Raw genomic sequence first — 26,251 nt, forward strand, 5'->3', positions numbered from 1 at the left:
TGGCAGTGTTACGGGGAGAAGTGCCCCGCGTGAGCGGGGCCGGTCCCGTCCACCGACCAACGGAGTCCCCGTGTCGCTGCCACCCCTGGTCGAGCCGGCTGCCGAGCTCACCGTCGATGAGGTCCGCAGGTACTCGCGCCATCTGATCATCCCGGATGTCGGGATGGACGGGCAGAAGCGGCTGAAGAACGCCAAGGTGCTCTGCGTGGGCGCGGGCGGCCTCGGCTCGCCCGCCCTGATGTACCTCGCCGCGGCCGGTGTCGGCACCCTGGGCATCGTGGAGTTCGACGAGGTCGACGAGTCGAACCTGCAGCGCCAGATCATCCACAGCCAGGCCGACATCGGCCGCTCCAAGGCCGAGTCCGCCCGCGACACGGTCAAGGGCATCAACCCGTATGTGAACGTCGTTCTCCACCAGGAGCGCCTTGAGGCGGAGAACGTCATGGAGATGTTCGCCCAGTACGACCTGATCGTGGACGGCACCGACAACTTCGCCACCCGCTATCTCGTCAACGACGCCTGCGTGCTGCTGAACAAGCCGTACGTATGGGGCTCGATCTACCGCTTCGACGGCCAGGCGTCGGTCTTCTGGTCCGAGCACGGCCCCTGCTACCGCTGCCTCTACCCGGAGCCCCCGCCCCCCGGCATGGTCCCCTCCTGCGCCGAGGGCGGCGTGCTGGGCGTGCTCTGCGCCTCCATCGGCTCCATCCAGGTCAACGAGGCCATCAAGCTGCTCGCCGGCATCGGTGAGCCGCTGGTCGGCCGGCTGATGATCTACGACGCCCTGGAGATGAGCTACCGCCAGGTCAAGGTCCGCAAGGACCCCGACTGCGCGGTCTGCGGCGAGAACGCGACCGTCACCGAGCTGATCGACTACGAGGCGTTCTGCGGCGTCGTGAGCGAGGAGGCCCAGGAGGCCGCGGCCGGTTCCACGATCACGCCCAAGCAGCTCAAGGAGTGGCTGGACGAGGGCGAGAACGTCGAGGTCATCGACGTCCGCGAGCCGAACGAGTACGAGATCGTCTCGATCCCGGGCGCCAAGCTGATCCCCAAGAACGAGTTCCTGATGGGCACCGCCCTCCAGGACCTGCCGCAGGACAAGAAGATCGTCTTGCATTGCAAGACGGGTGTCCGCTCCGCGGAAGTCCTCGCGGTCCTGAAGTCCGCGGGCTTCTCGGACGCGGTCCACGTCGGCGGCGGCGTCATCGGCTGGGTCAACCAGATCGAGCCGGAGAAGCCGGTCTACTGACCCGCCCGACGCGTTCGCGTGGCACACGGGGCCCGCTCGCCCGGAGAAGGCGAGCGGGCCCCGCCGCTGTGCTCCCGCGGCCGCTACGAGCAGGTCTTGCCGTTCTCGGGGACCTTGGAGTCGAGCAGGTAGGCGTTGACCGTCCGCGTCATGCAGCCGTTGCCGCTGTTGTACGCGCCGTGGCCCTCGCCCTTGTACGTGACCTCGACGCCCACGCCCTCGCCCAGCTCGCGGGCCATCCGCCCGGCGCCCTCGTACGGGGTGGCCGGGTCGCCCGTGTTGCCGACGACGAGGATCGGGGCCGAGCCCGCCGCCCGTACCTCCGGGGTCTTCCAGCGGCCCTCGACGGGCCAGCCGGCGCAGTTCAGCAGCGACCAGGCGGAGGACTCGCCGAAGACCGGCGACGCCGCGCGGAACCTCGCCAGCCACGCCTGCACGTCGTTGGCGTCGTAGCGCTGCCGGGCGTCGGCGCAGGTGATCGCTCGGTTCGCGGCCTGGAGGTTGCTGTAGTGGCCGTCGCGGTCGCGCCCGGAGAGCGAGTCGGAGAGCAGTTGCAGGTAGTTGCCGCTGCCCAGGCTCATGGCCTCCTGGAGGCCGCGGGTGAGGTACTGCCAGGTCTCCTTGGAGTACAGCGCGGACGCGATCCCGTTGACGGCCTGGTCCTGGGTCAGCTTGCGGCCGTCCCGGGTGGGCAGCGGCGCGGAGTCGATCTTCTTCAGCAGTGCGGTGATCCGCTTGGTGCCCTCCTCGGGGCCGCCGCCGACCGGGCAGCCCGTGACGTTCTCCGCGCAGTCCCGCATGTAGTCCTCCAGCGCGCGCTGGAACCCCTTGGCCTGGTTGAGGTCGCCCTGGAGCGGGTCCTGCGTGGGGTCGACGACGGCGTCGAGCACCGTGTGGCCGACCCGCTCGGGGAACAAGTGGGCGTAGACGCCGCCCAGTTCGGTGCCGTAGGAGATGCCGAAGTAGTGCAGCTTCTCGTCGCCCAGCGCCTGGCGGAGGACGTCCAGGTCGCGGGCGGCGCTCGTGGTGTCCACGTGCCCGAGGACCTTCCCGGAGTTCTTCCGGCACGCGTCCACGTACGCCTTGTTGGCGGCCAGCGCCGCCTTCAGCTCGTCATCGTCGTCCGGGGTGGCGTCCACGGCGTTCGACGCGTCGATCTCCTTGTCGCCCAGGCATCGGACGCCCGCGCTCGCGCCGACGCCCCGCGGGTCGAAGCTGACGAGGTCGTAACGGGCGCGCAGGGCCTCGTAGTCGCCGGCGAAGCCGGGCAGCGTCGCCACGCCCGAGCCGCCGGGCCCGCCGAAGTTGAAGACGAGCGAACCGGCGCGGGAGGCGCCCTTGCGGGCCTTCGCGCGGATCAGGGCGAGGTCGATCGTGGGCCCGCTCGGCTTCGCGTAGTCCAGCGGCACCTTGAGCGTGGAGCACTCCCACCGGGTGCCGTCGGCGAGCGGCTCCGGGGCCTTCCCGGTGCCGCCCTGCGCGGTGCTGGGGGCGTCGCAGCCGTGCCAGCTCAGCCGCTGCGCGCCCGCGCCCGAACCGCCCGTGGGGGCGGCCGCGGACGCCGTGCCGGGCTTCTCGCCCCCGGTGGCCCCGGCGGCCTTGCCGTCACCGCCGTCGCCGCTGCACGCCGTGGCGGCGAGGGCCACCGCGAGGGCCGTGGCCGCCAGCGTCCGGGCCGGGCGCCTCGGCCGGGTCCGGGGTCGGGTCCGTATGGGGCTCCGCATGGTCCGTCAGTCTCCTGCCTGCCTGTCCGACAGGCTCGAAGTCTTCGGATTTGCGAGCCTGTGACCGGAGGATGCCATATGACCGGGCGCGCGAACCCGTCCGGTGCGTGAACTGGCCGCCATCTACGCCGCCGCACCGCCATCCGCGCCGCCGCCCGTCGGCGCGGCACGACCCGGCACCGCCCGGCGTCCCCGTCGGTGCCCGGCGTCCCTGTCAGCGCGAGGCGTTTCCGGCCGCCGGGCAGCCGGCGGCACGGGAGGCCGCCGTCACGAAGCGCGGGAAGACGGTGCTCGGGTCGTCCAGCGACGTGCCGGTGGTACGGCCGGTGCGCATGGTGTAGATCGCCGGGCGGCCCGCGCAGTCGGCCCGTACGGTCGCCCCCGAGGCGTCCATACGGCCGTACGCGCGCCGGTCCGGCAGCGGTATGCGGTCCCCGGGCAGCCGGGCGGGTCCGGCGGTCCCGTCGAAGAGCGCGACCAGCCGCGGCCGGGCCACCATGGCGAACTGCGCGGCCGGCTCGCCGCGCTGGGACACCACACAGGTCCGGAAGTCGCCCCGGCCGCCGCCGGATATGGAGGCGAGGCCGCCCCGCGCCGTCTCCGCCCGCCCCAGCAGACCCGGCAGCGAGCACGGCTCCGAGGGGGAGGCGGAAGGGGACGGCGCAGCCGAGGCCGTGGGCGCGGCGGCCATCCGCAGCGGCCGCTCCGGCGCGCAACCCGCCCTCCGCATGCCGTGGTTGGCCAGGTCCACGAGGAGACGGCCGGTCCGCGCGAACCCGCCGCCCGCCACCCCGGCCCGCCCGTCGCCCTGCCGCGCGCCGCCCACCGTCACCACGGACGGCCGACCGTCGACATCGCACCGCTCGGGCAGGACCAGCGCGCCGGAGCCGTCGCCGACGAAGCCGGGCAGCGCGCCCGGCAGCGGGTCGCCGCCCCGCGCGAACAGGCCGTCCAGCCACGAGCGCCGGGCGGCCTCGGCCTTCGGCCCCGTGCCGTACCCGACCCGCGCCCGCTGCTGCCGCGCGGCGGAGCCGGTCCCCCGCGACCAGGTGACGGTGCACCGGCCGCGCGGGGCCTCGGGGGTGGGGGAGACTTCGTCGGACGCGCGGTCGCGGTCGCCGTGGTCGAAGAGCGACGCGCCGCCCTCGTCCGGCCAGGCGCCCCAGCAGCGCGCGGCGTGGGTGAGCGGTCCGAACTGCGTCTGCCACAGCGCCGACACGGCCGCGATCAGCGCGACCACGGCCAGGGCGCCGATCAGTACGCGCCCGCGCCCGCGCCGCCCCCGGGCCCGTACCGCCGCGCCGCCCGGCGCACCCCCGTCCGCCACCCCGCCCCCTTCCCGAAACCCCCAGCGGTGGACTGCTGTGCGGGCGATCGTAGCGGGGGGCACTGACAGTTGGCTGGGGCGCACGGGGGCGCAAAGGGGTGGTGAAACGTCACCTCAGCGGCACGGCACCGGCCTGACCTGCGGTCAAGAACAGACCTTGCCGTTCTTCGGAACCGTGCCGTCCAGCAGATAGGCGTCCACCGCCTGCTTCACACACGCGTTGCCGCTGTTGTACGCGCCATGTCCCTCGCCCTTGTAGGTGAGTTCGACGCCGACGCCGGGCCCCAGCCGCCGGGCCATCTTCCGCGCGCCCGCGTACGGCGTCGCGGGGTCCCCGGTGTTGCCCACCACCAGCATCGGGGCCGCCCCCTTGGCGCTCACCTCGGGGGTTTGCCACTCGCCGGACGCCGGCCAGCCGGTGCACTGGGTCAGGCTCCACGCCATGGAGTCGCCGAACACGGGGGACGCCGCGCGGAACGCGCCGAGCTGGCCCTCGATGTCCCGCTCCGAGTAGCGCTGCTTGAAGTCGGCGCAGGTGACCGCGTTGAGCGAGGCCTGAAGGGAGCTGTACGCGCCGTCCTTGTCGCGGCCGTTCATGGAGTCGGCGAGGGCGAGCAGGATCTTGCCGTCGCCGTTCTCGGCGTCCTCCACGCCCTCGGTGAGGTAGTCCCAGTAGTCCTTCGAGTACAGCGACTGGGCGATGCCGCCGCTGGCGAGCGGCTGCGTGAGCTCCCGGCCCTCGGCCGCCGGCACCGGGCGCTCGTCCAAGCGGTCCAGCAGCCGCTTGATCTGGTCCTCGGTGGGGCAGTTGTCCCGGCTCGCGGTGCACGCCCGCAGGTAGTTGCCGAGCGCGAGCTGGAACCCCTTCGCCTGGCCCAGGGCGCTCTGCACCGGGTCGTTGGTCGGGTCCACGACGCCGTCGAGGAGCGCCCGGCCCACCTTCTTCGGGAACAAGTGGGCGTAGACGCCGCCGAGTTCCGTCCCGTAGGAGATGCCGAAGTAGTGCAGCTTGTCGTCGCCGAGCGCCTGGCGCATCAGGTCCATGTCGCGCGCGGCGTTCGACGTCCCCACGTGCGCGAGGACCTTGCCGGAGTTCTTCTCGCAGGCGGCGGCGTACTTCTTCACGCGGTCCAGGAAGGCGCGCCGCTCGCCCCCGTCGTCGGGCGTGGAGTCGGCCGCGTAGTAGGCGTCGAGGTCCTTGTCGCCCAGGCATCTGACGCCGTCGCTGCGGCCGACGCCGCGCGGATCGAAGCTGACGAGGTCGTAGCGGGTGCGGAGGTTCTTGTAGTCCTCGGCGAAGGCGGGGAGCGTGGTGATCCCGGAACCCCCGGGCCCGCCGAAGTTGAAGAGCAGCGAGCCGATCCGGTGGTCCGGGTCGGTGGCCTTCGCGCGGATCAGGGCGATGCCGATGCTGTCGCCCTTGGGGTGGCCGTAGTCGAGCGGGGCGTGCAGCGTGGCGCACTCCCAGGCGTCGCCGGGCGCCCGGCCCGTGGAGGCGTCCTCGCTGTCGCTGGGCGGGGGACAGGACTTCCAGTCCAGCTTCTGGCGGGCGCTCGTGTCGGCCCGCGCGCCGCCCCCGTCGTCGCTGGAGCAGCCGGCGGCCGCGCCGGCCAGCAGCGCGGCGAGGAGCAGGGCCCCGGTCCGTACGGATCTCGCCACGGCGGCTCTCCCGGAGGTCGGCGGTGCGCACGCGGAACGAACGTACGCGGACTGCCATCCTCCGGTCGGGCCGCCGCCGGGCGCGCGCCTCGCGGTCCGTACGGGTGAGGAAGCCCCCCACGCCCGCTCTACAGCGGTACGAACGTGACCTCCGTCGCCTTCACGCTCACCCACACCTGGGAGCCCTCGGCGAGGGCCAGGTCCGCCGCCGCCGACGGGGTGATCTCGGCGACGACCTCGGGCTCGCCGTCGACGAGGACGCGGAGCCGGCCGCCCTGGGCGGCGATCTCGCGGACCGTGCCGGGCCAGACGTTGCGCGGGCTGCCCTCGGGGCGGGCGGTGTGCAGGGAGACGGCCTCGGGGCCGACGACGGCGAGCCCCGGGGTGCGCTCGGCGGGCAGCGGGTCGGCGGCGACGAGGTCCGCGCCGCCCGTCAGCCGCAAGGAGGCGCCCTTCGCCGTCCCGGGCCAGGCGTTGCGGCCGAGCATCCGGGCCACCCAGGGGGAGCGGGGGTGGCGGGTCAGCTCGGTCGGCGTCGCGTACTGGAGGGTCGCCCCGTCCTCCAGTACGAGAATCCGGTCGGCCAGGGAGACCGCCTCCACGGGGTCGTGGGTGACGATCAGACAGACGCCGGGGAAGTCCGCGAGGTGGGTGCGCAGGGTGTGCCGGACCCGGGCGCGCGTGGACTGGTCGAGGGCCGCCAGCGGCTCGTCGAGGAGGAGCAGCCGGGGGCGTGCGGCGAGGGCGCGCGCGAGCGCCACGCGCTGGGCCTGGCCGCCGCTGATGCCGCCGGGCTTGCGCAGGGCGAGGTGGCCGACGCCGAGGGCGTCCAGCCAGTGCTGGGCCTCCGCGTGCGCCTCGGCCTTCGCCGTGCCCTGGGCGCGCAGCCCGTACGCGGTGTTGGCGAGCGCGGTCAGATGCGGGAAGAGCGCCCCGTCCTGCGGGACCCAGGCGATCCGGCGCTTGTGCGGCGGCTCGGCGGAGACCTCCGCCTCCCCGAGGGCCAGGGGGCGCGCGGTGGCGCGGTGGGTGAGGCCGAGGAGCGCCCTTAGCAGCGTCGTCTTTCCGGCGCCGTTGGGCCCGACGACCGCGATGGTGGTGCCGGCGGGAGCGTCGAGCGCGGCGTTGGTGGCGCCGCTGACGGTGGTGCGCAGGGGCGCCGGGTCCGGCTCGGGGCGGCCTCCCTGGGAGGCCGCCCGGGGGGCGGAGACGGCGACGTCGGTCTTCTCGTCGGCGGGAGGCGCCGCGGCGGCAGCGGCGGCGGCACTCTTGGGGGCGGCCGGTTTGCCGCCGAGCCAGCGGCCGCGGAGCGCGAGGAGCACCACCGTGGCGATGACGAGCAGCAGCAGCGAGACCGCGGTCGCGCCCTCGGGGTCGTCCTGGAGCAGCAGATAGACCTGGAGGGGCAGCGTCTGCGTCGTACCGGGCAGGTTCCCGGCGAAGGTGATCGTCGCGCCGAACTCGCCGAGCGCGCGCGCCCAGCACAGCGCGGCCCCCGCGATGAGCCCCGGCGCGATCATCGGCAGCGTGATGGTGCGGAACACCCGCAGCGGCGCGGCGCCCAGGGACGTCGCGGTCTCCTCGTACCGGGGGTGGAGCCCGGCGAGGGACCCTTCGAGGCTGATGACCAGGAACGGCATGGAGACGAACGCCGAGGCGATCACCGCGCCCGTGGTGGAGAACGGCAGGGACACGCCGAACCAGGAGTCCAGCGCCGGGCCCAGCAGCCCGCGCCGCCCGTACCCCTGGAGGAGCGCGACGCCCGCGACCGTCGGGGGCAGCACCATCGGCAGCATCACCAGGCAGCGCACCAGCGCCTTGCCGGGGAACTCCACGCGGGCGAGCAGCCAGGCCAGCGGGATGCCGAGGACGAGCGCGAGCAGCAGCGCCCAGGCGGAGACGAGCAGCGACAGGCCGAGGGCCTGACTGACCTCGTGCGAGGAGAGCCGGCTGACCAGCGTGGACCAGGGGGTGCGGGCCAGCACGCCCGCGAGGGGCAGCAGCAGGAAGACCACCGCGAGCACGGCGGGGATGGACAGGGTGAAGGGCGTGCGCCCCCGGACCGCGCGGCCCGGGCCGGGGGCGCGGCGCGCCTGGGCGTCGGCGGTCACGGCTTCTGGAACCCCGCCGCGCGCAGCAGCTTCTGCGACTCGTCGGTGTTCAGCCACTTGACGAAGGCGGCGGCGTCGGAGCTGTGCTTGGAGCCCTTGAGGACGGCCGCCGGGTAGGAGGCGATGGCGTTCTGCTCGTCGGGCACGTCGACGGTGGCGACCTTGTCGCCCGCCACGGCGGCGTCGGTGGCGTACACGATCCCGGCGTCGGCCTCGCCCAGCTCGACCTTGGTGAGGACGGCGCGGACGTTGGGCTCCTGGGAGGCCGGTTTCACGGTGATGTGCTGCTTGTCGAGGACCTTCTGGCTGTAGCGGCCGACGGGCACCTGGGGCGCGGCGAGCACGACCTTGAGGTCGCTCTTGGAGAGGTCGGAAAGGCCCTTCACATGCTTCGGGTTGCCCTTGCCGGTGACGATGGTCAGCCGGTTCTTGGCGATGACGGACGGGGTTTCCGTGTCGGACTTGAGCCCGTCCATGGTCTTGGTGTCGGCGGTGACGAGCGCGTCGGCGGGCACGCCCTGCCGCACCTGCGAGGCCAGCTCCTGCGAGCCCGCGTAGGAGAACTTCACCGTGACGCCCGGGTGCTCCTTCTCGTACGCGGCGCCCGCCTGCTTGAAGACGTCGGTGAGGGAGGCCGCGGCGAGGACGGTCAGCGTGGTGTTCTTCTTGCCGTCGCCCGAGGCCCCGGAGTCCTTCTTGTCGTCGCTGCCGCAGGCCGCGACAAGCGGTACGAGCAGGGTGGCGGCCAGGGCGGGGAGCGCGGCCCGGCGCATCAGGGCGCGAGGGGCGCGGGGCGTACGGGACGTGGGGGACGTGCGGGACATCGGAACTCCAGAAGCCGGGTGATCAGGCGCGGTCGACATGGACATTGGTGGACTTCACACGGGCCACGGCCTCCATGCCGACGGCCAGCCCCAGCTCCTCGACGGCCTCGCGGGTGAGGAGCGAGACGAGCCGGTGCGGCCCGGCCTGGATCTCCACCTGGGCGGCGACGTCGCCGAGCTTGACGGCGGTGATGATGCCGGGGAAGGCGTTACGCACGCTGGTGTACCCGGAGTCCTCGCTGTCGGAACCGTTCGCGTCCGCGGCCAGTGCCACCGAGAAGGCCGCCAGGTCGGTGCCCTCGATGAGCCGCTTCCCGAACTCGTCCCTGCGCGTGGGGATTCGCTCGGCGTCGGCCCAGCGCCGGACGGTGTCGGGACTGACGCCGAGCAGCCGTGCCGCCTGGCCAATGGTGTAGGACCGCATGTGCGGCACCGTATGGCTATTCGTCCCGCAGATGCAAGGTAAATCCGATTAGGGGACTAGCAAGTGCGGGCCGGGGTAGGGTGGTCGGCAGGAATATTCGGCTCCCCGGGGAGCGCGAAAGCCGCCGGGCATATCCGGCTGTCCCGGGACGCGCGAAAGCCGCCAGGCGTATCCGGCCGTCCCGGGACGCGCGAAAGCACGGTGCCCCCGGGCGCGCGCCGGCATCCCCGCCAGCGTCAGCGCCGATGTCAACGCGATCTCGACCGCGCCCACGCCCCCCGGGGTCGGCGCGGCGGAGCCGATGGCATTGGCGGTGAGGAAGACCACCGCCGTGCTCGCGTAGCTCAGGTCCCCGCCGAAGGCGCGCGTCGCCGCGTCCAGGCACATCACGTTGGCCGCCGTCAGCAGCAGCATCCCGCCGATGCCCGTCGCCAGCTTCTGCGGCCGCTGGAGCACGTCCAGCATGCGCGGCACCACGCCCGCGAACAGCGACCGCACCCGCGTCACGACGAACTTCCGCAGGAACGGCACGGCGGTCACCACGAGTACGAGGACCGCCGCCGTGAGCAGGCCGCCGATCACCGTCCGGGACGGCGACAGCGACGAGGCGCGCTCCGTACCGGTCACGTACCCGAAGGACAGCAGCAGCAGGATGTGGCAGACCATGCCGAAGAGCTGCGACGCCCCGACGCTCGCCACCGCCAGCCCCGGCCGCACCCCCGCGCGCTGCAGGAAGCGCGTGTTGAGGGCGACGCCGCCGACCGCCGCGGGCGCGACCAGCTTCACGAACGAGCTGGCGACCTGGGCGACCACCGTCCGGCGGAAGGAGACCTTCTCCGGTACGAACCCCAGCAGGCTCAGCGCGGCGGCGACCTGCGTCAGCGCCGAGAAGAACACGGCGACCGCCACCCACACCCAGTTGGCGTTGCTGACGATGTCGCCGATCGGGGTGTTGGTGAGCTGCGAGAGCAGGAAGTACGCGGCCAGCGTGCCCGCCATGAAGGTGAACAGCGTGCGCGGCTTGATCCGCTCCAGCCGGACGGGCTCTATCGCCGCCTGCGGCCGGATCAGCAGCACCTGCTGGCGGATCTGGGAGAGCAGGTCGTCCTCGCGGGCGTCCTCGGCGGCCTCGTCGAGCGCCCGCTTCTCCGCCTGCCGCTCGGCCTTGGCCGCCTTGCGGTCGCTGCCGCCCGTCTCGGCCTCGCCGCCGGCCTTGGCTCCCGTCTCGCCCTTGGCCCCCTTGGCAGCCTTGTCTCCCTTGCCGGCCTTGGCCATGCTCACGGAACCGGCTCCGGTGTCGGCCGTGGCCCCGGCCCGCGAGCCGTCCGAGGCCGCCACGGTCCCGGCGACCTCCTCGGCCCCCGTGGTCCCGGCCTCCTCGACGGCCCTCGCGGCCTCCTCGGCTTTCGCCTCCTCGGCCGCCCGCGCGTCCCGCGCCGCCTGCGCGGCCTTGGCCTCCTTGGCGGCCTTGCGGGCCTGCGACGCCTCCAGCACCGCCTCCCGCTCGCGCTGCGAGCGCTCCCGCGCCAACTGGCGCAGCGTGGCGCGGCTGATACGGGTCAGCGCCAGCGGCTGGAGCAGCGGCAGGCTGTCCGCGATGGCGTCCGGGCCGAGCACCTCGACCGCCGCGGCCACCGACCGCTCGGCGCCGACTCGCAGCCCCAGCGTGGTCAGCAACTGCGCGATGTCCATGCGCAGCACCAGATCGCCCGCGGCGATCTCACCGCCGCTCAGGTCCGTCAGCACGACATTGCCGGAACGATCCACCAGGAGCGCGTCGCCGTCCAGCCGCCGGTGCGCGATCCGCCGCGACTGGAGGAACTTGAGCTGCTTCCACGCGCCCGCCAGGAGCTCGTCGGTGATCTCCTCGTCCGGCAGCGCGTCGAGGGTGTGGCCGCCGATGTGCTCGTACACGAGCATGACCGCGTCCGGGCCCAGCTCGGAGGTCGCGATCAGCTTGGGCGCGTTGGCGCCCGCGGCGATGGCCGCGTACGCGAGCAGCGCCTCCTGCTCCAGCGCCTGGCGCAGGGACTGGAGGCTGCGGCGCTGGGTGAAGCCGCGCAGCGCGAGCCGCTGCCAGACGCGGTAGAAGAACCCCTGGGCCTGCTGCTCGCGGTCGACGACCGTCACGTCGAGCGGCGGGCCGTCCTCCAGGGTGACGATGTAGCGGCGGCCGCGGTCGTGGTTGCTGGGGTGGTCGCCGTCCGGCACGTCCTCCGAGCGCAGCGCGGTCACCGGCTTGAAGCCGACGCGGCGCAGCCCGGCGAGCAGGTTCTGGCCGGTGGGCCGCACGTTCGGGGAGCCGACGGCGTACAGCGTGCCGTACGCGACGGTCCAGCCGATCAGCACCGTGACGGCGATCGAGAACGGCGTGGTGTAGCCGCCGACCAGCACCGCGAAGGCGTCCAGCAGCAGCACCGCCCACATCGCGATGCGCCAGCGCGGGCGGCGCGACATGCCGACCGCCGTCATATAGGCGATCACGGGGGCGAGATAGCCGTGCACGGGATCGGTGACGCCGCCGCTCGGCGCGGCCCGGGTGAGCGCGTCGCTGATCGTCTCGGGGGCCGCGCGGGCCACCCAGAGGTCGGTGGCCAGCGAGACGCCGTGCGCCAGGACGGCGGCCAGGACGCCGTCGGCGATCCGCAGCCCGTCGCGCTTGATGAGCCGCTCCATGGCGAACGCCACGGGGACGATGAAGACGGCGATATTGGCCGTCAGCCCCGCGAAGTCCGCCAGGAGCTGCGGCGCCTTGCCGGTGGAGTCGCCGATGTCCTTCTCAAGCCCCGCGGTGGTGCTGTGGGCGAACGCGGCGAGCGCGAGCACCAGCGCCAGACCGAGGATGCCGAGGAAGAGCCGGACCAGGTCGGAGGGGCGGTGCACCCGGGCGGGCAGTAGCGGTTCGTCACCGGAGACCCGGTCGATGTGGGCCCCCTCGCCCTCGCAGCGGTGCTCGTCGGAGCTCTGGGACCCGTCGGAGCAGGGCAGCACTTCGCGGGCGCGCTCCCCCTCGGGATCCCGCGCGCCCTGCTGCTCGTCCGTTTCTTCTTGATCTCGTATCACCAGTCACCGCCCGGAAGATGGTGGCATGGCCACGCCGCACAGGGGGGCATCAGGGTGCATTTCGGGGGGCGCGGACCCGAGATCGTACGCTCCGTCGCGCATCCGGGCACCCATAGTGATCGAAACCGGGGGTGAGCTGGGCCGCTGTCGGTGGGGTGCGGCAGGATGGGCCGGATGAGCGAGCACGTACAAGCGGCCGACGAACTCCCCGAGTACGCGGAGCGGGTGCTGGCGGTCGCCGAGGAGATCCCGTCCGGCCGCGTGATGACCTACGGCGACGTCGCCGAATGGCTCGGCGAGGGCGGCCCCCGCCAGGTGGGCCGCGTCATGGCGCTCTACGGGGGCGCCGTGCCGTGGTGGCGCGTGGTCCGCTCGGACGGCGTCCTGCTGCCCGGCAGCGAGCTGCGCGCCCTGGACCACTACCGCGACGAGGCGACCCCGCTGCGCTCCGCCGCGCGCTCCGCCGAGGGGCACGTGCCGCGGATCGACATGAGGCGGGCCCGCTGGGACGGCGGCGCCGACGCCGGCCCGCCCGACGCTACGGGCGAAGGGCCGGACGGCCTCGCGGGCGGCGGGAAGGGCGGCGGTACGGGCCGCAGCGGTCCGTAGGCGGGCCGGCCCCGGCCTCCCGGGCGGGGCGGCGGCGAAGGTACTCCTCACGTATGACAGCTTCCGCCACCCGAAGGGCGCGGACGCGCATCGGAGCCCGTACGGAGTACGGGCACGATCCCGTTGCCGCCCGCTGGGCCGAACGGGTGAGGCGGCCGCGGCGGACCGGCGGCTCCCGGGACGCGCTGCGCCCCGCCCGCCCTCTGGCGTAGCGTCGGGAACCGTCCTCATCCCCCGGCCCCCACCCGGCACGTACGGCCGCAAGGCACCCAGCACACCCACCAGGACCGGCGATCCACGTGAGCTCCTCCTTCTCGTCCCGCTCGGCGCACCCGCGGGTGCGACCGCCATCGGGCGGCTACCGCCTGCTGCGCACCCGGCCGGGACCCGTGGCCCCTCCTGAGCTGGACGCACGGCAGCGCGCGGTGGTTGACCACCCCGGTGGCCCGCTGCTCGTCCTCGCCGGACCCGGCACCGGGAAGACCACCACCCTCGTCGAGGCCGTCGCCGAGCGCGTGCGCCGGGGCGGCGACCCGGAGCGCGTCCTCGTCCTCACCTTCAGCCGGAAGGCGGCCGTCGAACTGCGCGACCGGATGGCGGCCCGGCTCGGGGCCGGCGCTCCGGCCCCGCAGGCCACGACCTTCCACTCGTACTGCTACGCCCTGGTCCGCGCCCACCAGGACGCCGACCTCTTCGCCGACCCGCTGCGGCTGCTGTCCGGCCCCGAGCAGGACGTCGCCGTACGCGAGCTGCTCGCCGGCCAGGCCGAGCTGGCGGGCGCGGGGCGCGGCGGCGTGCGCTGGCCCGACGAACTGCGCGCCTGCCTCACCACTCGCGGATTCGCCGACGAGGTGCGCGCCGTCCTCGCGCGCAGCCGCGAGCTGGGGCTGGGCCCCGGCGCGCTCGGCGACTTCGCGCGCCGTACGGGCCGCCCCGACTGGGGCGCGGCGGCGGACTTCCTCGCGGAGTACCTGGACGTGCTGGACGCGCGCGGGGTGCTGGACTACGCGGAGCTGGTGCACCGGGCGGTGCTGCTGGCCGAGCGGCCGGAGGTGGCCGCGGAGCTGGCCGCCCGGTACGACGCGGTCTACGTGGACGAGTACCAGGACACGGACGCCGCACAGTTGCGGCTGCTGCGCGCCCTGGCGGGCGGCGGCCGCACCCTCGTCGCCTTCGGCGACCCCGACCAGTCGATCTACGCCTTCCGCGGCGGCGACGTCAACGGCATCCTCGACTTCCCGGACGCCTTCCCGCGCGCGGACGGCGCCCCGGCGCCCGTCGAGGTCCTCACCACCTCCCGGCGCTCCGGCGCGGACCTGCTGGCCGCCACCCGCCTCATCACCCGCCGCATGCCCCTCACCCGGCTCCCGGCCGCCGCCGTACGCGCCCACCGCGACCTCGCGGCCGTACGCCCCGGGGGCCGCGTCGACGCCCTCACCTTCCCCACCCCCGGCGCCGAACTCGACAACATCGCCGACATCCTCCGCCGGGCCCACCTGGAGGACGGCGTCCCCTGGCCCGAGATGGCCGTCCTCGTGCGCGCCGGCGCCCGCTCCCTCCCCGCCGTGCGCCGGGCCCTCACCTCGGCCGGCGTCCCCGTCGAGGTCGACGGCGACGACATACCCCTGCGCCACGAGCCCGCGGTCGCCCCGCTGCTCATGGCCCTGCGGGCAGCCGCGGAGGCCGCCCTGGAGGAGCGGGAGGCCGCCCCCGACCCGCCCCCCGCCCCCCTGGACGTGGAGACGGCCCTCACCCTCCTCGGCTCGCCCCTGGGCGGCATGGACGCCGCCGATCTGCGGCGGCTGGGGCGGGCGCTGCGGGAGGAGGAGCGGGCGGCGGGTACGGGCGTACCGCGGCCGTCGGACGTGCTGATAGCCGAGGCGGTCGCCCAGCCGGAGCGCTTGGTGGCGCACGACCCGGCGTACGCGCGGGGCGCGCGGATACTCGGCGAGCTGCTGCGCAAGACCCGCGAGCTGCTGGCCGGCGGCGGCACCGCCGAACAGGCCCTCTGGGAGCTGTGGTCCGGCACGTCCTGGCCGGACCGCCTGGAGCGCACGGCCCGCAGGGGCGGCCCCGGAGGGCGCAACGCCGACCGCGACCTGGACGCGGTGTGCGCCCTCTTCGAGACCGCCGCGCGCGCCGAGGAGCGCACCGGCGGCCGGGGCGCGCTGAACTTCCTCGACGAGCTGGACGCGCAGGACATCGCCGCGGACACCCTCGCCGGCCGTTCCGTGCGGCCGGAGGCCGTGCGGCTGATGACCGCGCACCGCTCCAAGGGCCTGCAATGGCGGCTGGTGGTCGTCGCGGGCGTACAGGAAGGGCTCTGGCCCGATCCGCGGCGGCGGGGATCGCTGCTGGAGGCCGACCGGATCGGCCGCGACGGGCTCGCCGAACCGCTGCCCCCGGGGGCGCTGCTCGCGGAGGAGCGGCGGCTGTTCTACGTCGCGGCCACGCGCGCGCGCGAGCGCCTCGTCGTCACCGCCGTCAAGGCCGCCGCGGAGGACGGCGACCAGCCCTCCCGCTTCCTCGGCGAACTCGGCACCGAACCCGTGGACGTCACGCAGCGCCCGCGCCGCCCCCTCGCCGTTGCCGCGCTCGTGGCCGAACTGCGGGCCACCACCGTCGACCCGGGGGCCTCGGAGGGGCTGCGGGCCGCCGCGGCCCAGCGGCTCGCCCGGCTCGCGGCGCTGCACGACGAGGAGGGGCAGCCGCTCGTACCGGCGGCCCACCCGTACCGCTGGTGGGGCCTGGAGGAGCCGACGCACAGCGCGGTGCCGCTGCGCGACCGCGACCGCCCCGTCGCGCTCTCCGGGTCCGCCCTGGACCAGCTCGCCAACACCTGCTCCCTCCAGTGGTTCCTCGGCCGCGAGGTGAAGGCCGACGCCCCGGCCACCACCGCGCAGGGGTTCGGCAACGTCGTGCACGTACTCGCCGACGAGGTGGCCTCCGGGCGCACCCCCGCCGATCTCGCGGTCCTCATGGAACGGCTCGACTCCGTCTGGGACGCGCTCGCCTTCGAGGCCCCCTGGAAGTCGCGGCAGGAGAAGGAGAACGCGCGCGCCGCCCTGGACCGCTTCCTGCGCTGGCACGTCATGGAGCGCGGCGGCCGCTCGACCGTCGCCACGGAGCACGAATTCGACGTCACCCTCAAGGCCGACGCCTACCTGGTGCGCATCCGCGGCTCCATGGACCGCGTGGAAGCGGACGCTCAGGGGCGCGCCTACGTGGTCGACTTCAAGACCGGCAAGGCCGCCGTGACGGCCCGGGACGTCGCCCGCCACCCGCAGCTCGCCGCGTATCAGTTGGCGGTGCGCGAAGGGGCGGTGGACGACCTGTTCGGCGGGCGGCGCCCCGAGGACGGCGGCGCGGAACTGGTGCAGCTCCGCCAGGGCGCGGCGAAGAAGGACGGCGGGGACGCCCTGCCCAAGGTGCAGGCCCAGGAGCCCCTCGAAGGGGACTGGGTGAGCGACCTGCTGGCCACCGCCGCGGGCCGGGTGCTCGATGAGCGCTTCGCCCCTCGCCCGGGCCAGCACTGCTCCCGCTGTGCCTTCCGCGGTTCCTGCACGGCGCGTCCGGAGGGGCAGCACATCGTTGAGTGACGCGTGACGCCCGTCGCCCTGGGAGGGCGAAGGCGGCGCGGGCGTCCTCGGGACGCGAGAGCGGCGCCGGGGGACCGGGAGCCCGCTGGGGGCGGGGCGGTCGCCCGTGGGCCGATTGTCAGAGGGTGCCGTTAGCCTCACTGGAGTGGCAGCACGCATCACCGATCCCGAGCAGCTCAAAGAGCTCCTCGGCATCCCGTTCACCCCGGAGCAGACGGCCTGCATCACCGCGCCGCCCGCCCCGCAGGTCATCGTGGCCGGGGCCGGGTCGGGCAAGACGACGGTGATGGCGGCGCGCGTCGTCTGGCTGGTCGGCACCGGCCAGGTCGCCCCCGAGCAGGTGCTGGGCCTCACGTTCACCAACAAGGCGGCCGGCGAGCTGTCCGAGCGCGTCCGCAAGGCCCTCGTCGAGGCGGGCGTCACCGACCCGGAGCCCGTCGACCCCGACCAGGCGCCCGGCGACCCGCAGATCTCGACGTACCACGCGTTCGCCGGCCGGCTCCTCAAGGAGCACGGCCTGCGCATCGGCCTGGAGCCCACCGCCCGGCTGCTCGCCGACGCCACCCGCTTCCAGCTCGCCGCCCGCGTCCTGCGCGCCTCGCCCGGCCCCTACCCGGCGCTCACCCGTTCCTTCAGCGACCTCGTCGCCGACCTCCTCGCCCTCGACGGCGAGCTGTCCGAGCACCTGGTGGACCCCGAGCGGCTGCGCGCGTACGACACCGAGCTGCTGCGCACCCTGGAGGGCGCCAAGCTCAGCAACCCCGACCTGCGCAAGGCCCCCGACGCCGCCCGCGCCCGCCTCGAACTCCTCGACCTGATCGGCGGCTACCGCGCGGAGAAGCGCGACCGCGACCTCATCGACTTCGGCGACCAGATCGCCCTGTCCGCGCGGCTGGCGCAGGAGCGGCCGGAGGTCGGCCGCATCCTCCGAGAGCAGTTCGCGGTCGTCCTCCTCGACGAGTACCAGGACACCTCGGTGGCCCAGCGGCTGCTGCTCTCCGGACTGTTCGGGGGCGGCACGGGCCACGCCGTCACCGCCGTCGGCGACCCCTGCCAGGCCATCTACGGCTGGCGCGGCGCCTCCGTGGCCAACCTCGACGACTTCCCGGCCCACTTCCCGTACGCGGACGGCAGCCCCGCGCGACGCTTCGCGCTCAGCGAGAACCGCCGCAGCGGCGGCCGCCTCCTCGACCTCGCCAACCGCCTCGCCGCCCCGCTGCGCCGCCGCCACGAGGGCGTGCAGGCGCTGCGCCCCGCCCCCGGTGCCGAGCGCGACGGCCTCGTGCGGTGCGCGCTGCTGCCCACCCACGCCGAGGAGCTGACCTGGCTCGCCGACTCCATCGCCCACCTGGTGCGCACCGGCTCCCGACCGGGCTCCATCGCCGTGCTGTGCCGCACGGCCGGGGACTTCGCGCGCGTCCAGGGCGAGCTGGTCGAGCGGGACATCCCGGTGGAGGTCGTGGGCCTCTCCGGGCTGCTGCACCTCCCGGAGATCGCCGACCTCGTCGCCGTCTGCGAGGTCCTGCAGGACCCGACGGCCAACGCGGCGCTCGTCCGGCTGCTGACCGGCCCCCGCTGGCGCATCGGCCCGCGCGACCTGGCGCTGCTGGGCCGCCGCGCCCGTACGCTCGTGCCCTACGGCAGCGGGGAGAGCGACCCGGACCGCAGGCTGGCCGAGGCCGTGGAAGGCGTCGACCCGGCCGAGACGGTCTCCCTGGCCGACGCCCTCGACACCTTCCTCGCGGCCGACGGAGCCGCCCCGGACGACGGGCTGCCGTTCTCCGCCGAGGCCCGGGTCCGCTTCGCGCGGCTCGCCGCCGAACTGCGCGACCTGCGCCGCTCGCTGGCCGACCCGCTCATGGACGTCCTGCACCGGGTGCTCGCCACCACGGGCCTGGAGGTCGAGCTCTCCGCCTCCCCGCACGCGCTGGCCGCCCGCCGGCGCGAGACCCTTTCGAGCTTCCTCGACATCGCGGCGGGCTTCGCGGCCCTGGGCGGCGAGACCACGCTGCTCGCCTTCCTGGGCTTCCTGCGCACCGCCGAGCAGTACGAGAAGGGCCTCGACAGCTCCCTGCCCGGGGCGGAGGACACCGTCAAGGTCCTGACCGCCCACAAGTCCAAGGGGCTTGAGTGGGACGTCGTCGCCGTGCCCGGACTGGTCGGCAAGCAGTTCCCCAGCGAGCAGGCCCGCGAGTCCTGGACCGCCCAGGCCAAGGTCCTGCCGCACGCGCTGCGCGGCGACGCCGGCACGCTGCCGGACATCGGGGCGTGGGACGCCAAGGGCATGGCGGCCTTCAAGACGGCCATGAAGGCCCACCAGGAGACCGAGGAGCTGCGCCTGGGCTACGTCGCCTTCACCCGCCCCCGCTCCCTGCTGCTCGGCTCCGGCCACTGGTGGGGCCCCTCCCAGAAGAAACCGCGAGGCCCCTCCGCGTTCCTGGAGGCCCTGCGCGAGCACTGCGAGGCGGGGTACGGCGAGATCGAGGCATGGGCCGACGCGCCTGAGGAGGGCGCGGAGAACCCCGTGCTCGCCGCGGCGGAAGCGGACCGCGCCTGGCCGCTGCCCCTGGACCCGGAGGCCTTCGCCCGCCGCCGCGCCGCCGCCGACGCCGTGCTGGCGCACCTGGACCGTATGGCGGGGCCCCCTGGCGGCCCGACCGAGCCCCACGCGCACGCGCGCGAGGACGGCCCGTATCCGCACGCCGCGCACCCGGAGGCAGCGGCGGAGCCCGCTCTTCCGACCCCGGACGACGGTCACTTCCCCGGTCACCTCCCCGACGACGACCCGCTGTACGAGCCGCCGCCGGACGACGCCCTCTACGGCGAGCCGGACCCGTACGACGAGTCGTGGGACGACGGGCCGTTGGACGACGAGCCGTACGGACCGCCGCCCGCCGACGGGGACGCCGGCCTCTGGGACGACTGGCCGGCGGCCGAGCGGCCCGGCGGGCACCCGCCCGAGACGACGCCCCAGGGGTCGCCCCTGCCGGGCCCGCGCCGCGGCCAGGAAGGCGGTACGGGCGTCCGTACGGGCCTGGGCGCGGGTACGGGCCCCGCGGCCCGTACGCGCCCCGCGGAGAGCGCCGCCGCGCCCGCCGGACCGGCGCACTCCGCGACCGGCCGGGACGCGGCGCCCGCCCGCGAGCACCCCGCCCCGGCCGGTGAGACGGCCGGTGAGACGGCCGGCGGGACGGCTGCCGGACCGGTACCCGCGCCGGGCCCCGGCGGGCCGTACGGCGCAGTCGCCCCGGGCATCGCCGAAGCCCCCCTGCTGCCCGAGGAGCAGCGCCTCGCGGACTCCTGGGACCGCGACCTCGACGCGCTCGCCGGGGAGCTGCGGCGCACCCGCGCGGCCGTCCGGGACGTCCCCCTGCCGTCCGCGCTCAGCGCCTCGCAGCTCCAGCGGCTCGCCGCCGACCCCGAGGGCTTCGCGCGCGAACTGGCCCGCCCCATGCCGCGACCCCCGCAGCCGGCCGCCCGGCGCGGCACCCGGTTCCACGCCTGGGTGGAGTCCCGCTTCGAGGCGCTGCCGCTCCCGCTGCTCGGCCCCGACGAACTGCCCGGCGGCGCGGACGACGAACCCGAGATCGCCGACGAACGCGACCTCGCCGCCCTCAAGGACGCCTTCGAACGCACCCCGTACGCCCACCGCACCCCCTGCCAGGTCGAGGTGCCGGTCCAGTTGACCCTCGCGGGCCGGGTGATCCGCGGCCGGATCGACGCCGTGTACCGCCAGAGCGGCCCCGGGGGCGACACGTACGAGATCGTCGACTGGAAGACCGGCCACGGCCGCGACGCCGACCCCCTCCAGCTCGCCATCTACCGCCTCGCCTGGGCCGAGCGGCACGGACTGCCGCTGTCCTCCGTCTCGGCGGCCTTCCTGTACGTACGCAGCGGGGAAGTCGTCCGGCCCACCGGGCTGCCGGACCGTCCGGCCCTCGAAAGGCTCCTCCTGGGCCCCGCCGACGGCGGGGAATCCCGGTAATGGGCACGGGCCCCGGGCCGATAGGGTCGATGTCATGAGCAACACCCCGGACAGTGCCGTCCGCACCTACCTCGACGGCCACCGCGCCGCCTTCCTCGACGACCTCGCGGAGTGGCTGCGCATCCCCTCCGTCTCGGCCGACCCCGGCCACGCCGGGGACGTGCGCCGCAGCGCCGAATGGCTGGCCGCGAAGCTGACCGACACGGGCTTCCCGACCGCCGAGATATGGGAGACGGCCGGCGCGCCCGCGGTCTTCGCCGAGTGGCCCTCCGGCGACCCGGCTGCCCCCACGGTGCTCGTCTACGGCCACCACGACGTGCAGCCCGCCGACCGCGAGGACGGCTGGCACACCGGCCCCTTCGACCCCGTCGTCAAGGAGGGCCGGCTGTACGCGCGCGGCGCCGCCGACGACAAGGGGCAGGTGTTCTTCCACACCCTGGGCGTACGGGCGCACCTGGCGGCCACCGGCCGCACCGCGCCCGCGGTCAACCTCAAGCTCCTCGTCGAGGGCGAGGAGGAGTCCGGCTCCCCGCACTTCCCCGACCTGATCCGCGCCCGCGCCGACCGCCTCGCCTGCGACGCCGTGATCGTCTCCGACACCGGAATGTGGTCCGAGGACACCCCGACGGTCTGCACCGGCATGCGCGGCCTCACCGACTGCCAGGTCGACCTCTACGGTCCCGACCAGGACATCCACTCCGGCTCCTTCGGCGGCGCGGTGCCCAACCCGGCCACCGAGGCGGCCCGGCTGGCCGCGGCCCTCCACGACGACGAGCGCAAGGTCGCCGTCCCCGGCTTCTACGACGGCGTCGTGGAGCTGACCGACCGCGAGCGCGAACTCTTCGCCGAGCTGCCCTTCGACGAGGAGCGGTGGCTGCGCACCGCGCACTCCCACGCCACCGCCGGCGAGGCCGGGCACACCACCCTGGAGCGGATCTGGGCGCGGCCCACCGCCGAGGTCAACGGCATCGGCGGCGGCTACCAGGGGCCCGGCGGGAAGACCATCGTGCCGTCCAAGGCCCAGCTCAAGCTGTCCTTCCGGCTGGTCGCCGGGCAGGACGGGGAGAAGATCCAGCAGAGCATGCGGGAGTGGGTCGCCGCGCGCCTGCCGGCCGGCATCCGCCACGAGATCACCTTCTGGGGCGCGACCCGCCCCTGCCTGACCCCGCTCGACCACCCCGCGCTCCAGTCCGTCGTACGGGCCATGGAGCGGGCCTTCGGGCAGCGGGTCCGCTACACGCGCGAGGGCGGCTCGGGCCCGGCCGCCGACCTCCAGGACGTGCTCGGCGTCCCGGTGCTCTTCCTCGGCATCTCCGTGCCCTCGGACGGCTGGCACGCGCCGAACGAGAAGGTCGAACTGGACCTCCTCATGAAGGGCGTCGAGACGGCCGCGTACCTCTGGGGCGACCTCGCCGAGAACTGGACCTCCCATAGCTGACGCGCACGCACGCGCTTCAGTGCCCGCACCGTCGTAAACCACCCGTTCGCAGGGGAAGTTGGAAGCAGCCGTGACCACCACCGATCGCACCGACAGCCGGCCCATCACGCTCAGCGCCGCGAGCGGCATCGACCGCGCCGCGCACCACCGGCTCGACGAGGCGTGGCTGGCCGCGGCCTGGAGCCACCCCACGACGCGGGTCTTCGTGGTCTCCGGCGGTCAGGCGCTGATCGACGACACCCCCGACGGCCGCACCGAACTCGTCATGACCCCGGCCTTCGAGGCCCCGGTCACCGAGACGCACCGCTACTTCCTCGGCGAGGACGAGGACGGCGTGCGCTACTTCGCGCTCCAGAAGGACGCGCTGCCCGGCCGGATGGACCAGTCCGCGCGCCCGGCGGGGCTGCGCGAGGCGGGGCTGCTGCTCTCCCCGCGTGACGCGGGGCTCCTGGTGCACGCGGTGGCGCTGGAGAACTGGCAGCGGTTGCACCGCTTCTGCTCGCGCTGCGGCGAGCGCACCGTCGTGGCGGCGGCCGGCCACATCCGCCGCTGCCAGGCGTGCGGCGCCGAGCACTACCCGCGCACCGACCCCGCCGTGATCATGCTGGTGACGGACGAGGAGGACCGGGCGCTGCTCGGCCGCCAGATGCACTGGCCCGAGGGGCGCTTCTCGACGCTCGCGGGATTCGTCGAACCGGGGGAGTCGATCGAGCAGGCCGTGCGCCGCGAGGTCGCCGAGGAGGCGGGCGTGGTCGTCGGCGACGTCGAGTACGTCGCCAGCCAGCCCTGGCCCTTCCCCTCCAGCCTGATGCTCGGCTTCATGGCGCGGGCCACGTCCTCGGACATCCAGGTGGACGGCGAGGAGATCCACGAGGCGCGCTGGTTCTCGCGGGACGACCTGCGGGCCGCGTTCGACTCCGGGGAGGTCCTGCCGCCCACGGGCATCTCCATCGCGGCCCGGCTCATCGAGCTGTGGTACGGCAAGCCGCTGCCGTAGCCCCGAGCCGCCCCCGGACACGCGTGAGGGCCCGGACCCGAGCGGGTCCGGGCCCTCACCCGTCGGACGGTCAGGCGGCGAGAGCCTGCTTGACCTGGGCCAGGCTCGGGTTGGTCATGACCGACTCCGCGCCGGACTCCGCCACGACCAGCAGCGTCGGCACGGTCTGGTTGCCGCCGTTCGCCTTCTCCACGAAGGCCGCCGAGTCGGCGTCGTGCTCGATGTTGACCTCGGTGTACGCGATCCCCTCGCGGTCCATCTGGCTCTTCAGCCGGCGGCAGTAGCCGCACCAGGTGGTGCTGTACATCGTCACAGTGCCCGACATCAGTCCTCGCGCTCCTTCGTGCTGGCGTGATTGCGGTGATAGAACGCGCGACCGACGCCGACCATTCCCGGCCCCGGTACGCGCCGGACCCGGCATTAGTACGACCGGAGCCGGGCGCCTGTGGACAACCGTCACGGTCGTCTCAGCGGACCTGGCAGCATGGCGGGGTGACAGCAGCAACGCGTTCCACCCTCTTCCCTCAGGTCCCTGACTCTGCCGACGCGGTGCTCGACGGGCTCGACCCCGAGCAGCGCGAGGTGGCCACGGCCCTGCACGGTCCGGTATGCGTGCTGGCCGGGGCCGGTACGGGGAAGACGCGCGCGATCACCCACCGCATCGCGTACGGCGTCCGGGCCGGGATACTCCAGCCCGCGAGCGTGCTCGCCGTCACGTTCACCAACCGCGCCGCGGGCGAGATGCGCGGCCGGCTGCGCCAGCTCGGCGCGGGCGGCGTCCAGGCGCGCACGTTCCACTCGGCCGCCCTGCGCCAGCTCCAGTACTTCTGGCCCAAGGCCGTCGGCGGCGACGTGCCGCGGCTGATCGAGCGCAAGGTCCAGTTCGTCGCGGAGGCCGCCGCGCGCTGCCGCGTCCGCCTCGACCGCAATGAACTGCGCGATGTCACGGGCGAGATCGAGTGGTCCAAGGTCACCCAGACCGTGCCCGAGGACTATCCGGCCGCCGTCGCCAAGGTCGGTCGCGAGGCCCCCCGCGACCCCGCCGAGATCGGCCGGATCTACGCCACGTACGAGCAGCTCAAGCGCGACCGCGGCGTGATCGATTTCGAGGACGTGCTGCTGCTCACCGTCGGCGTGATCCAGGACCGGCACGACATCGCGGAGACCGTCCGCGGCCAGTACCAGCACTTCGTGGTCGACGAGTACCAGGACGTCAGCCCCCTCCAGCAGCGCCTCCTCGACCTGTGGGTCGGCGACCGGAACAACCTGTGCGTCGTCGGCGACGCCAGCCAGACGATCTACTCCTTCACCGGCGCCACCCCCGACCACCTGCTGAACTTTCGCAACAGACACCCGGACGCCACGGTGGTCAAGCTCATCCGGGACTACCGCTCCACCCCCCAGGTCGTGAACCTCGCCAACGGCGTCCTCGCCCATGCCCGCGGCCGAGCCGCCGAGCACCGCCTCGAACTGGTCTCGCAGCGCGAGCCCGGCCCCGAGCCCGCCTTCACGGAGTACGGGGACGAGCCCGCCGAGGCCGAGGGCACCGCCCGCCGGGTCCGCGACCTCATCGCCTCGGGCGTGCCCGCGAGCGAGATCGCGATCCTCTTCCGCGCCAACTCCCAGTCCGCGGTCTACGAGGGGGCGCTCGCCGACGCCGGGGTGCCCTACCAGCTCCGCGGCGCCGAGCGGTTCTTCGAGCGGACGGAGGTGCGCGAGGCGGGGGCGGCGCTGCGCGGGGCCGCCCGCTTCGGCGCCAACGACGCCCTGCTCGACGACATCGTCGACCTGCCCTCCCAGGTGCGGGCGGTGCTCAGCACCAAGGGCTGGACGCCTGAGCCGCCCGCGGGGGCGGGGGCGGCCCGGGACCGCTGGGAGTCCCTGGCGGCCCTCGTACGGCTCGCTGAGGACTTCGTACGGGCCAAGGCCGACGCGACCCTCGCCGACCTCGTCGCCGAACTCGACGAGCGCGCCAACGCCCAGCACGCGCCGACCGTGGAAGGTGTGACGCTCGCCTCACTGCACGCGGCGAAGGGCCTGGAGTGGGACGCCGTGTTCCTCGTCGGCCTCACCGAGGGCATGATGCCGATCGCCTACGCCAAGACCGACGAACAGATCGAGGAGGAGCGCCGGCTCCTGTACGTGGGCGTCACCCGGGCCCGCCGCCACCTCGCCCTGTCCTGGTCGCTGTCCCGCACCCCCGGCGGCCGCGCCACGCGCCGCGCCAGCCGCTTCCTGAACGGCCTGCGGCCCGGCTCCGCGACCCGGCGGCCCGAAGCCGCGAGCACGGGCGGCACAGGCGGCGTGGAGCGCCCCGGCGCCCCCGTTCGCAAGCGGCGCGTCCCCGCCCGCTGCCGGGTCTGCGGCCGGACCCTGACGGACGCGGGCGAAATGAAGCTCATGCGCTGCGAGGACTGCCCCTCCGAGCTCGACGAGGCGCTGTACGCGCGACTGCACGACTGGCGCGCCGAGCGGGCCAAGGGCCTCGGCCAGCCCGCGTACTGCATCTTCACGGACAAGACGCTGCTGGCCATCGCCGAGGCGGTGCCGGAGAACGAGGGGCAGCTCGCGGGCATTTCCGGGGTGGGCGTGCGCAAGCTCGGCAGATTCGGCGCCGACGTCCTGGCGCTGTGCGGGGGCGAGGAGCTGACGCATACCGATGCCGCTGATGCCCCTGAGCACCCGAGCGCCGAGCGCGGCGCGGACGCCTCGAAAAAATCTTCCGAAGACTCTGCGAAAAAATAGTTTGCGCGCGCGGACGGCATACCCATAGCCTTCCGAGCACGAGGTCAACGGCTCTTCCTGGATCCGATGATTTCGTGCTGTACTTAACAACCGCGGACTGGTTCAGCCGGTCCCATGAGACGCCGAGAGGAGGCGGAGACCATGAAGAACTTCACGATCATCAACAAACTGACCGATCGCCCGGTCGCCGCCTCCTGCCTGCGCGGCTCCTTCCTGGCCCCGCTTCCCGCCACCGGTCTGTCCGGCGTCGTGGAATCGCGCTTCACCAAGCGTGAGCGGCCGATTCACGCACAGGCAGTAGTGGCAGCGGCGGCGCAGGCAGGCGCCTTCGCCTCCGCCGAGTCGCTCAGCGGCGCCGGATACGCGACCAACCTGAAGACGCAGAACCAGCACCACACGATGTGGGCCTTCCGTGGCCTCGAACCCTGGAGAGATCCATCCTGATCGGCATGATCAGGTCGGCACCTTCCAGGGCCGCGGAACCCACACCGGGTTTC

General features: G+C 74.3%; 16 protein-coding genes. 8 read left to right on the forward strand and 8 right to left on the reverse strand.

All coding sequences use genetic code 11. From position 1 onward, the window contains the following. Positions 1-70: 70 nt before the first annotated feature. On the forward strand, positions 71-1,249 hold the full coding sequence (gene moeZ, locus IF55_RS19835) for an adenylyltransferase/sulfurtransferase MoeZ (protein WP_030878448.1): 1,179 nt from the start codon (positions 71-73) through the stop codon (positions 1,247-1,249). An 83-nt stretch (positions 1,250-1,332) separates the two neighbouring features. Here the strand turns inward: moeZ and IF55_RS19840 are convergent, their stop codons facing one another. From IF55_RS19840 to IF55_RS37380, 7 genes are all read right to left on the reverse strand, one after another. Then, positions 1,333-2,973 (reverse strand): alpha/beta hydrolase, encoded by a 1,641-nt coding sequence (locus IF55_RS19840; protein ID WP_030878452.1) that lies wholly within the window; start codon positions 2,971-2,973, stop codon positions 1,333-1,335. Positions 2,974-3,187: 214 nt separating this feature from the next. Continuing rightward, entirely contained in the window at positions 3,188-4,300 is a 1,113-nt protein-coding gene (locus IF55_RS19845; protein ID WP_030878455.1) for a hypothetical protein, read from the reverse strand. A 144-nt stretch (positions 4,301-4,444) separates the two neighbouring features. Next, the gene (locus IF55_RS19850; RefSeq protein WP_030878458.1) at positions 4,445-5,959 is read right to left on the reverse strand and encodes an alpha/beta hydrolase; all 1,515 of its coding nucleotides are present in this window, start codon (positions 5,957-5,959) and stop codon (positions 4,445-4,447) included. A 128-nt stretch (positions 5,960-6,087) separates the two neighbouring features. Next, positions 6,088-8,070, reverse strand: coding sequence for an ABC transporter permease (locus IF55_RS19855; RefSeq protein WP_048832201.1), 1,983 nt, complete (start codon positions 8,068-8,070; stop codon positions 6,088-6,090). Then, the gene (modA, locus tag IF55_RS19860; protein WP_398243173.1) at positions 8,067-8,894 is read right to left on the reverse strand and encodes a molybdate ABC transporter substrate-binding protein; all 828 of its coding nucleotides are present in this window, start codon (positions 8,892-8,894) and stop codon (positions 8,067-8,069) included. The genes IF55_RS19855 and modA overlap by 4 nt, the downstream gene beginning before the upstream one ends. A gap of 22 nt (positions 8,895-8,916) precedes the next feature. Continuing rightward, positions 8,917-9,318, reverse strand: a complete 402-nt coding sequence (locus tag IF55_RS19865; RefSeq protein WP_030878467.1) for a TOBE domain-containing protein — start codon at positions 9,316-9,318, stop codon at positions 8,917-8,919. Between the two features lie 48 nt (positions 9,319-9,366). Then, entirely contained in the window at positions 9,367-12,381 is a 3,015-nt protein-coding gene (locus tag IF55_RS37380; protein WP_078644747.1) for a lysylphosphatidylglycerol synthase transmembrane domain-containing protein, read from the reverse strand. A 165-nt stretch (positions 12,382-12,546) separates the two neighbouring features. Between IF55_RS37380 and IF55_RS19875 the strand changes: the two genes are divergently transcribed. The 5 genes from IF55_RS19875 to nudC all read left to right on the forward strand — a co-directional run bounded on the left by IF55_RS19875 (position 12,547) and on the right by nudC (position 23,009). After that, positions 12,547-12,990, forward strand: coding sequence for an MGMT family protein (locus IF55_RS19875; RefSeq protein WP_037963466.1), 444 nt, complete (start codon positions 12,547-12,549; stop codon positions 12,988-12,990). A 299-nt stretch (positions 12,991-13,289) separates the two neighbouring features. Beyond that, positions 13,290-16,589: an ATP-dependent helicase gene (locus IF55_RS19880; protein ID WP_037963469.1), complete on the forward strand. Its 3,300-nt coding sequence runs from the start codon at positions 13,290-13,292 to the stop codon at positions 16,587-16,589. Positions 16,590-16,734: 145 nt separating this feature from the next. Then, a complete protein-coding gene (locus IF55_RS19885; RefSeq protein ID WP_030878479.1) occupies positions 16,735-20,574 on the forward strand; it encodes a UvrD-helicase domain-containing protein in 3,840 nt (1,279 codons plus the stop codon). Between the two features lie 34 nt (positions 20,575-20,608). Then, positions 20,609-22,012: a dipeptidase gene (locus IF55_RS19890; protein WP_030878481.1), complete on the forward strand. Its 1,404-nt coding sequence runs from the start codon at positions 20,609-20,611 to the stop codon at positions 22,010-22,012. A 70-nt stretch (positions 22,013-22,082) separates the two neighbouring features. After that, the gene (gene nudC, locus IF55_RS19895) at positions 22,083-23,009 is read left to right on the forward strand and encodes an NAD(+) diphosphatase (RefSeq protein ID WP_030878484.1); all 927 of its coding nucleotides are present in this window, start codon (positions 22,083-22,085) and stop codon (positions 23,007-23,009) included. A 70-nt stretch (positions 23,010-23,079) separates the two neighbouring features. Here nudC and IF55_RS19900 read toward each other — a convergent pair whose 3' ends face one another. Further along, complete coding sequence (locus IF55_RS19900; RefSeq protein WP_030878486.1) at positions 23,080-23,334, reverse strand: mycoredoxin; 255 nt, start codon at positions 23,332-23,334, stop codon at positions 23,080-23,082. Between the two features lie 167 nt (positions 23,335-23,501). On the opposite strand from IF55_RS19900, the gene IF55_RS19905 reads away from it, so the two are divergent. Then, a complete protein-coding gene (locus IF55_RS19905) occupies positions 23,502-25,754 on the forward strand; it encodes an ATP-dependent DNA helicase UvrD2 (RefSeq protein WP_037963473.1) in 2,253 nt (750 codons plus the stop codon). Between the two features lie 141 nt (positions 25,755-25,895). Further along, positions 25,896-26,198 carry a hypothetical protein gene (locus IF55_RS19910; protein WP_030878491.1) on the forward strand — a complete coding sequence of 101 codons (303 nt, stop codon included), beginning with the start codon at positions 25,896-25,898 and terminating at the stop codon, positions 26,196-26,198. Positions 26,199-26,251 lie beyond the last annotated feature (53 nt).

The sequence above is a fragment of the Streptomyces varsoviensis genome (assembly GCF_000718635.1).
In the GTDB taxonomy this organism is placed as follows: Bacteria; Actinomycetota; Actinomycetes; order Streptomycetales; family Streptomycetaceae; genus Streptomyces; species Streptomyces varsoviensis.